Here is a 6846-nt window from a genome sequence, read left to right as displayed (position 1 = left end):
TTCTTGTACCAGACCCGCAAGCTATCCGGGGAGCAGCCAAGCTTCCGGGCAATGTCGCGCACCGCCGCCGTCAAAGTGCTGTAGCCATCGAGATGGTCCGCAACCATCTGCACAGCCCGCTCGCGGAGCTCGGCCGGGTACGGGCTCGTCGTGTTCTTCTTGTCCATAGAGCAATCCTTCGAGAGTCTTGCTCTCCAAGCAACCCGGGGCGGTTCAATATCCAGGGCATCCGCGACGTAGCCGACGGCTGGTTCGGCTTCGACATGAAGAAGCTGCTCACACGCGGCTCGTTCCGCGGGCCACGTTTCCAACGCTGCTGCCACACATTTTCCGGGACGAGATCCGAGAGAACCGCTTCACTTGGCTCGCCATGACCTTCAACAAGAAAGCCAAGAAGGGCGAGATCATCGGCAAGGTGAAGGCCGACCGAGACAAGCCCCGGGCCTTTGAAGTCGCCGGGCTCTGGGCAGGTCGCTTCACCCTCGACACCGACCCGGCCGAGATCACCCGGGCATACATCGGTGAGAACATGACCGTCGCAATGGGCGGCGAGGCTGGCGAACGCAGGAAATATTCGACCACGCACTACCAGAGCTCCGCGTTCCCCGGGATCTGGATGAGGTCATTGACCCAGGCCAGTTGAGAGATCAACAAGGTTGTAAGGTTCCCTATCGTCCGGGCCGGGCTGCGGCGGAATCTCAAGGCCATTCCATTCGACGGAACGGGCCCGACCGAGGAGCTTCGCGGCGAGTTGGCGGAGCTCGTCCACTTGGCTACGCTTCAGCAGGCGTCAAGTTTTATGAACTCGGTGCGGGCGCGCCTGAGCAACGGCACCGGCGCGGGCTCAGGAGGGGCTCGCGTGGGTGGCTCCTACATCAAGGATGCCGCCTTCAATCCACCATTCCTGACCTCCTCCTCAACATCTACCGGGCGGCCTTCGACAATCTGGAGCTGAGGCCCTGCGTCTCGCCATTTGAGCCAGAGACCTTTCTCGATGGTGAGGAGGAACCAATGGAGCCGCCGAAGCGGAAGGTGCGGTATCCCGGGTCGGACGAGATCCACGAGGTGGAGGCCAAGGTCCGGCGGGCCATCACGAAGAAAACGCCCGCCATGCGGCACGGCATCGAAGCCTTCCATCGACGCGAAAACGGCGAAGGCTCGGTCCCAAGCCTGTGCCGGCTTATCTACCGAATGTGCCGCCTGTTTGAAAACAGACGGCGCATATCCCATCCTTCGAAAGGGCCCCCTCCGCGAGGCCCTTATCCGTATCAGCCGGTCCGCCGACGCATAGGCGGAGCCGCCTCGTCGGTCAGCAACCGCGACAGCACCTGCCCCGCTTCGTCGATCATGTCGGCGCCCGGCAAGGGGCGATCCCCGTTCCGCACGATTTCGGCCAGACCGGCCAGGTTCAACGCCCCGAGCATCCTGCGGGTCACGAAAGACGGATCGCCCGCTTCCAGCGCATCAGTCCGCTGCTCCGGTCGCCGGGTCCCCAGCCACAGGCCATAGACCGGCGCGTCGATCGCGCCGATCAGGTCCGCCATGCCGCTGGCCCACCCTTTGCGCATCGCGTCGCGCACCACGGCGAAACGCCCCGGCGACACCCGCATCATCTCGCCCAGCATGTGCCGAACGAAGGGGTGGCTGAGAAAATCTACCTCCGGATAAAGCGCCTGAAGCCCGCTGCTCTGGCCTACCACCCGGTCGTTTCGCACCGGATGCACACGGAAACACGAGTTCTTCGCAAGATGCGCTCCGGGAATACTCAGCACCACCGCCCGGGCGCGGGCGATTTGCATCAGAAGTGCCGTATCCGCGAGATATGCCGACGGCCCGGCATGGGCGGCCGAGAAATTCACGCAAGGAAGACCCGTCGTTTCCTCGATCACTGTGGCAACGTCCCGCGAAAGGTGGGGCGACAGCGTCTCTGCCCCACCCACCACCGCGATGAAGTCGCCATCCAGTTTCCGCGCCGGGCCGCGGCACTTGAGCTTCGATCCCGGATAGACGCACGTCTCCAACACGGGCACCGAAGTGCCCCCCACCGATTCGGACATCGAGATGTCCCCCTTTTGTTCCCCACCCTCTTTCTACGGCACTTCCCGTTTTGATTTTCCTAACGCGCGCCATTTCGCCCGCTCCGGCGCCTTGCATCGCCCGTTCGCCCCCGACTAAGGTCGCGCAAATTCGACTAGGAGAGCGAAGCATGAAGATCGAGCGCGTCGGAATCATCGGTGCCGGCCAGATGGGAAGCGGCATCGCCCATGTCTGCGCACTTGCCGGCTACGACGTCCTCCTGAACGACGTGAACGCCGAGGCGCTCGAGTCCGCAACGGCTTCAATCTCGAAGAACATGGACCGGCAGGTCTCGCGCGAGAAGATCACCGCCGAGGATCGGGACGGCGCCCTGTCGCGGATTGCGACCACCGGCACTCTGACCGACCTGGGGCAATGCGATCTCGTGGTCGAAGCCGCGACCGAGCGCGAAACCGTCAAGGACGCGATCTTCAAGGAACTCGTGCCCGCCCTGAAGCCCGACACGATCCTGACGACCAACACCTCGTCCATCTCGATCACCCGCCTTGCCTCGAAGACGGACCGGCCCGAGAAGTTCATGGGGTTCCACTTCATGAACCCCGTCCCGGTGATGAGCCTCGTCGAGCTGATCCGCGGCATCGCCACCGACGAAGAAACCTTCGCCGCCTGCATGGAGGTCGTTGACCGGCTGGGCAAGACGGCTGCCATCGCCGAGGATTTCCCGGCCTTCATCGTCAACCGCATCCTGATGCCGATGATCAACGAGGCCGTCTACGTTCTCTACGAGGGCGTGGGCAACGTGAAGTCCATTGACAAGGCGATGAAGCTCGGCACGAAGCATCCGATGGGCCCGCTGGAGCTGGCTGATTTCATCGGGCTGGATACCTGTCTGTCGATCATGAACGTGCTGCATGACGGGCTGGCGGATACCAAGTATCGCCCCTGCCCGCTTCTGACGAAATATGTCGAGGCCGGCTGGCTCGGCCGCAAGACCGGCCGTGGCTTCTACGACTATCGGGGCGACGAGCCCGTGCCCACCCGCTGATCCCAAGGCCCGGGCACGCGGCGCGCGCCCTTACATGTCTTCGCCGAACCGGCTTGCGACCAGAACTTCCAACGCCTCGGCAAGCTTGTCGGCGTCGGGGCCGTCGGTCTCGATTTCGATCGTCACGCCGCGATGCGCGGCCAACATCAAGAGCCCCATGATGCTGTCGCCCGAGGCGCTCTGATCGCCATGATGAACTGTCGCACGCGCGTTGTAGTCCTCGACCACCTCGACCAGCCGGGCCGAGGCGCGCGCATGCAGCCCTTTTTCATTCACGATCTTCAGACTTCTTCGGGCCATATATTCAGCCATTGCCCCCGGACGCCAATCTCAACTCGGGCTTGGGCTGCGCCATCGTGTCCAGATATTTCCGGCCCGCCATCAACCCCGTCGATACAGCTTCGGGCAGAGGCAGGTGCCGGGACTTCGCCAGCTTGATCAAGAGCGGCAGATTGGCACCATACACGATACGACGGTTGTCGGGATCGCAGGCGCGCAGAGACAGGTTCGAGGGCGACCCCCCGAACATGTCGGTGGCGACGATGACGCCGTCGCCCTCGTCCACTGCGTCGGCCGCGGCGCAAATCTCCGCCTGCTTCATATCCCGGTTGCATTCAGGCTCTATCGAAACAGCGCGAAGGCCGCGTTGACGGCCGACGACGTGTTCGACCGCGGCGAGAAACTCGCGCGCGAGCCCCCCATGCGCTACGATGACGATGCCGATCACGACGCTACCCCCGCTCGGGCGCGGTGACCTGCCGGCGCCTCTCAAGCTCTCTATGGCGAGTTGACACCCGCCATCCGCCCTCTGCAAGGGCCTTGACCAGAAATTCCGCAACGGAAACTGACCTGTGTTGCCCGCCAGTGCACCCTATACCTACGGTCAAGTGACTTTTGCCCTCCTCGTGGTAGGCCGGTAGCAGGGCGAGCACCATGTCGCGCATCCGCGCGAAGATGTCGCCGAATCGTGGATCTTCGATGACGTATTTCTGCACTGCAGCGTCGCGGCCGTCGAGCGCGCGCAACGCGGGCTCCCAATGCGGATTCTTCAGGAAGCGCATGTCGAACACCAGATCCGCGCCGGTCGGCAAGCCGCGCTTGTAGGAAAACGACTGCACCGAGATCGCCATGTCGCCCGTCGTCCCGCCGCCGAAGAAGCGACGCACCTCGTCGCGCGTCTCGTGGACGGTGCGGTCGGAGGTGTCGATCAGCACCGTCGCCCGTTCGCGTACGGGGCCAAGCAGATCCTGCTCGCGGTCGATCCCCGCTTGCGGCTCTCCTTCCGGCGTGAGCGGGTGGCGCCGCCGCGTCTCGGAGTAGCGGGCGATCAGCACATCCCGTCGCGCGTCGAGGTAGAGCAGATCAAACTCAACGCCCGGGTCGTCCGACAGGCTTTGCGCCATCCGCTGGATCGCATCGGCGCTGAAATCGCGATTGCGCACCCCGAGGCCGAGCGCGATCGGCCGGCCATCCGCCCCTCCGCCGAGGATCCGGCCGACGAGCGACAGGGGCATGTTGTCGATGACCTCGAATCCGAGATCCTCGAGCGTCTGGATCGCGGTGGTCCGTCCGGCTCCGGACGGGCCGGTGACGAGAACGACACGGCCGGTCATGCAGTGATCCTTCGGAGGGATGTCAGGAAAAGTATCAAGGCATCAGCAAGATGGGGCATGCCCGCACCCAGAACCAGTGGCAGGGACGCTCCCGCCAGGTCACAAAACCGCGCGGGCGGAAGGCGGTGCGGTTCGGCTTCGTCCAGGTCAACGACGGCCGCGATGACGGTCGGCGGGGCTGGCTCCGTTTCGATCAGCCCGATGCCCCGCGCCTCGATCAGCCCCAGGATCGGTGCAGGCGCCCAGGCAAGCACCCCTTCGCCGCGCCGGGCGAGGCAGGTCCGGTCGTCCGCGATCAGCCGCCCGCCCCGCGCGATCAGGGCCAGCGCGAGCGTCGACTTTCCCGTCCCGGCCGCGCCCCGAAGGAGGACGCCGCGACCCGAAACGGCGACGGCGCTCGCATGAAGCGTCAGGCCGGGCGCGAGCGTCACACCGGAAGCCCGACGACGAAGCGCGCGCCGAGCGGCTCGGAGGTCGGATCGGCGTCCGTGGGCTTGATGTTCTCGGCCCAGATCACGCCTCCATGCGCTTCGACGATCTGCTTTGAGATGGCGAGGCCCAGGCCCGAATTGTTGCCGAACTGCCCCTCGGGACGCTCGCTGTAGAAGCGGTCGAAGATACGGGTCAGCGCGGAATCGGGGATGCCGGGGCCGGTATCCTCGACGACGACGAGCACGCGATTGTCCCGCCGCCGCGCCCAGAGGCGGATGGCGTCGCCCTCGTCGCAGAACGAGATGGCGTTCGAGATCAGGTTCACGAAGACCTGGGCGAGCCGGCTTTCGAGCCCGTCGATCAAGATCGGGTCGCTTGGCAGATCGGTGATGAAGGTGATCCCCTTGGCGTCGGCGTCACGCCCGAGATAGTCCCCGATCGTCGTCAGCATCCCGAGCAGGTTGAAGCTTTCCTCTTCCTCCGTCACCAGCTCGCTGTCGAGGCGCGATGCGTTCGAGATATCGCTGACGAGGCGGTCGAGGCGGCGCACATCATGATCGATCACGTCGAGAAGCTTGTCGCGCTGCTCGTCCTTCTTCACGAAGCGGAGCGAACCCACCGCGGATCGCAGCGATGCGAGGGGGTTCTTGATCTCGTGTGCCACATCGGCCGCGAATTGTTCGTTCGCGTCGATCCGGTCGTAAAGCGCGGCAACCATCCCGCGCAGTGCCGAGGACAGGCGACCGATCTCATCGGGCCTGGCGGAGAGGTCAGGGATGCGGACCCGGCCCGGCGACATGGAGCGCGCGTTGCGATCCCGGCCGATCTCGGCCGCGGCGGCCAGGTCGGCCAGCGGGTTCGCGATGGTCGAGGCCAGCACGAGGCTCAGACCGACCGAGGTGACGATGGCGACGATGAACATCTGCAGCACCTGCTCGCGCTCGGCGCGGACCAGTTCGTCGATCTCGCCCGCGCCGCTCGTCAGGGCAACGGCGCCGATCACCTCGGCTCCGTCCATGATCGGGGTCGCGACGGCAAACACCGTACTGCCATCCTTCACGAGGTTCGTTTCGACATGGGTGCCGCCGCCCAGGGCGCGTTCGACCAGCAAATTCGCCAGATGCTGCGTTTCGGCGGCGGTGTTGGTCTCCCTGCCCTTTTCCAGAAGCCGCGCGACGGTCATCCACACCCGGTCCAGCACGTCGGTCAGGATCGTCGAGCGCCCCTCCCGTTCATGCCCCGCCACCTCGATCGAGAAAGACGAACGTGCCAGCCCCCGCGACGTGCCGAGGACGCTCCCCTCGGCATCGAAGACGAAGACTTCGGACGGCCCGAACAGGTCGAGCGCGGCGATCGTCGCCTCGGCGTCGAGCCCCTGCCCCAGCCGCGCGCCCGGCGCCTGGACAAGCTGCGCCTCGAACACGTCGGCCACCAGTTCGGTCTCGGCGACCAGCCCGGCCTCGCGTTGGAAGACGAGGCTGTCGCGGAACGGGTTGAGAATCAGGACCCCCGCGACCAGCATCAGGATCGCAAGCAGGTTGAAGATGATGATCTTGCGCGCCAGCGGCGAGCGGTTGAGTGAGATCACGCCCGTCTTGCGCGACTTCTGTCGCGCCTCCCGATCGGCCGATGCATCGGCACGCATCCAATCCTCGCCGAGCAGAACACCTGACCGCTGGACGCTTTCCGTCTCCATCTCGGACGCCATGGCCACCGCAG

The 6846-nt window shown here is 65.1% G+C and carries 8 protein-coding genes; 2 read left to right on the top strand and 6 right to left on the bottom strand.

Features of this window, described 5'->3' with window-relative positions:
- Positions 1-370 precede the first annotated feature (370 nt).
- Complete coding sequence (locus PAM7066_RS13305) at positions 371-643, top strand: hypothetical protein (RefSeq protein WP_085854701.1); 273 nt, start codon at positions 371-373, stop codon at positions 641-643.
- Between the two features lie 625 nt (positions 644-1268).
- Here the strand turns inward: PAM7066_RS13305 and PAM7066_RS13295 are convergent.
- Positions 1269-2057 carry a DUF6473 family protein gene (locus tag PAM7066_RS13295; protein WP_085854698.1) on the bottom strand — a complete coding sequence of 263 codons (789 nt, stop codon included), beginning with the start codon at positions 2055-2057 and terminating at the stop codon, positions 1269-1271.
- Positions 2058-2206: 149 nt separating this feature from the next.
- On the opposite strand from PAM7066_RS13295, the gene PAM7066_RS13290 reads away from it, so the two are divergent.
- A complete protein-coding gene (locus PAM7066_RS13290; protein WP_085854697.1) occupies positions 2207-3082 on the top strand; it encodes a 3-hydroxybutyryl-CoA dehydrogenase in 876 nt (291 codons plus the stop codon).
- 30 nt (positions 3083-3112) lie between these two features.
- On the opposite strand, the gene PAM7066_RS13285 is transcribed toward PAM7066_RS13290, so the two are convergent.
- The 5 genes from PAM7066_RS13285 to PAM7066_RS13265 are packed head-to-tail and all read right to left on the bottom strand — an operon-like array spanning position 3113 to position 6835.
- A complete protein-coding gene (locus PAM7066_RS13285) occupies positions 3113-3382 on the bottom strand; it encodes an HPr family phosphocarrier protein (protein WP_085854696.1) in 270 nt (89 codons plus the stop codon).
- A gap of 4 nt (positions 3383-3386) precedes the next feature.
- Positions 3387-3809 (bottom strand): PTS sugar transporter subunit IIA, encoded by a 423-nt coding sequence (locus PAM7066_RS13280; protein ID WP_085854695.1) that lies wholly within the window; start codon positions 3807-3809, stop codon positions 3387-3389.
- Between the two features lie 4 nt (positions 3810-3813).
- Entirely contained in the window at positions 3814-4695 is an 882-nt protein-coding gene (gene rapZ / locus PAM7066_RS13275) for an RNase adapter RapZ (RefSeq protein WP_085854694.1), read from the bottom strand.
- On the bottom strand, positions 4692-5126 hold the full coding sequence (locus PAM7066_RS13270; protein ID WP_245749680.1) for an HPr kinase/phosphorylase: 435 nt from the start codon (positions 5124-5126) through the stop codon (positions 4692-4694). Before PAM7066_RS13270 ends, rapZ begins: the two co-directional genes overlap by 4 nt.
- A complete protein-coding gene (locus PAM7066_RS13265; protein ID WP_085854693.1) occupies positions 5123-6835 on the bottom strand; it encodes a sensor histidine kinase in 1713 nt (570 codons plus the stop codon). The genes PAM7066_RS13270 and PAM7066_RS13265 overlap by 4 nt, the downstream gene beginning before the upstream one ends.
- Between the last annotated feature and the right edge of the window lie 11 nt (positions 6836-6846).

This window comes from Palleronia marisminoris, from assembly GCF_900172315.1.
GTDB lineage: Bacteria > Pseudomonadota > Alphaproteobacteria > Rhodobacterales > Rhodobacteraceae > Palleronia > Palleronia marisminoris.
This window is presented reverse-complemented; position numbering and strand designations above follow the sequence as displayed.

Coding starts and splice junctions, on each gene's coding strand:
- PAM7066_RS13295 (WP_085854698.1), bottom strand. CDS start 2,057: ATGTCCGAATCGGTGGGGGGCACTTCGGTGCCCGTGTTGGAGACGTGC.
- PAM7066_RS13265 (WP_085854693.1), bottom strand. CDS start 6,835: ATGGCGTCCGAGATGGAGACGGAAAGCGTCCAGCGGTCAGGTGTTCTG.
- PAM7066_RS13290 (WP_085854697.1), top strand. CDS start 2,207: ATGAAGATCGAGCGCGTCGGAATCATCGGTGCCGGCCAGATGGGAAGC.
- rapZ (WP_085854694.1), bottom strand. CDS start 4,695: ATGACCGGCCGTGTCGTTCTCGTCACCGGCCCGTCCGGAGCCGGACGG.
- PAM7066_RS13285 (WP_085854696.1), bottom strand. CDS start 3,382: ATGGCCCGAAGAAGTCTGAAGATCGTGAATGAAAAAGGGCTGCATGCG.
- PAM7066_RS13305 (WP_085854701.1), top strand. CDS start 371: ATGACCTTCAACAAGAAAGCCAAGAAGGGCGAGATCATCGGCAAGGTG.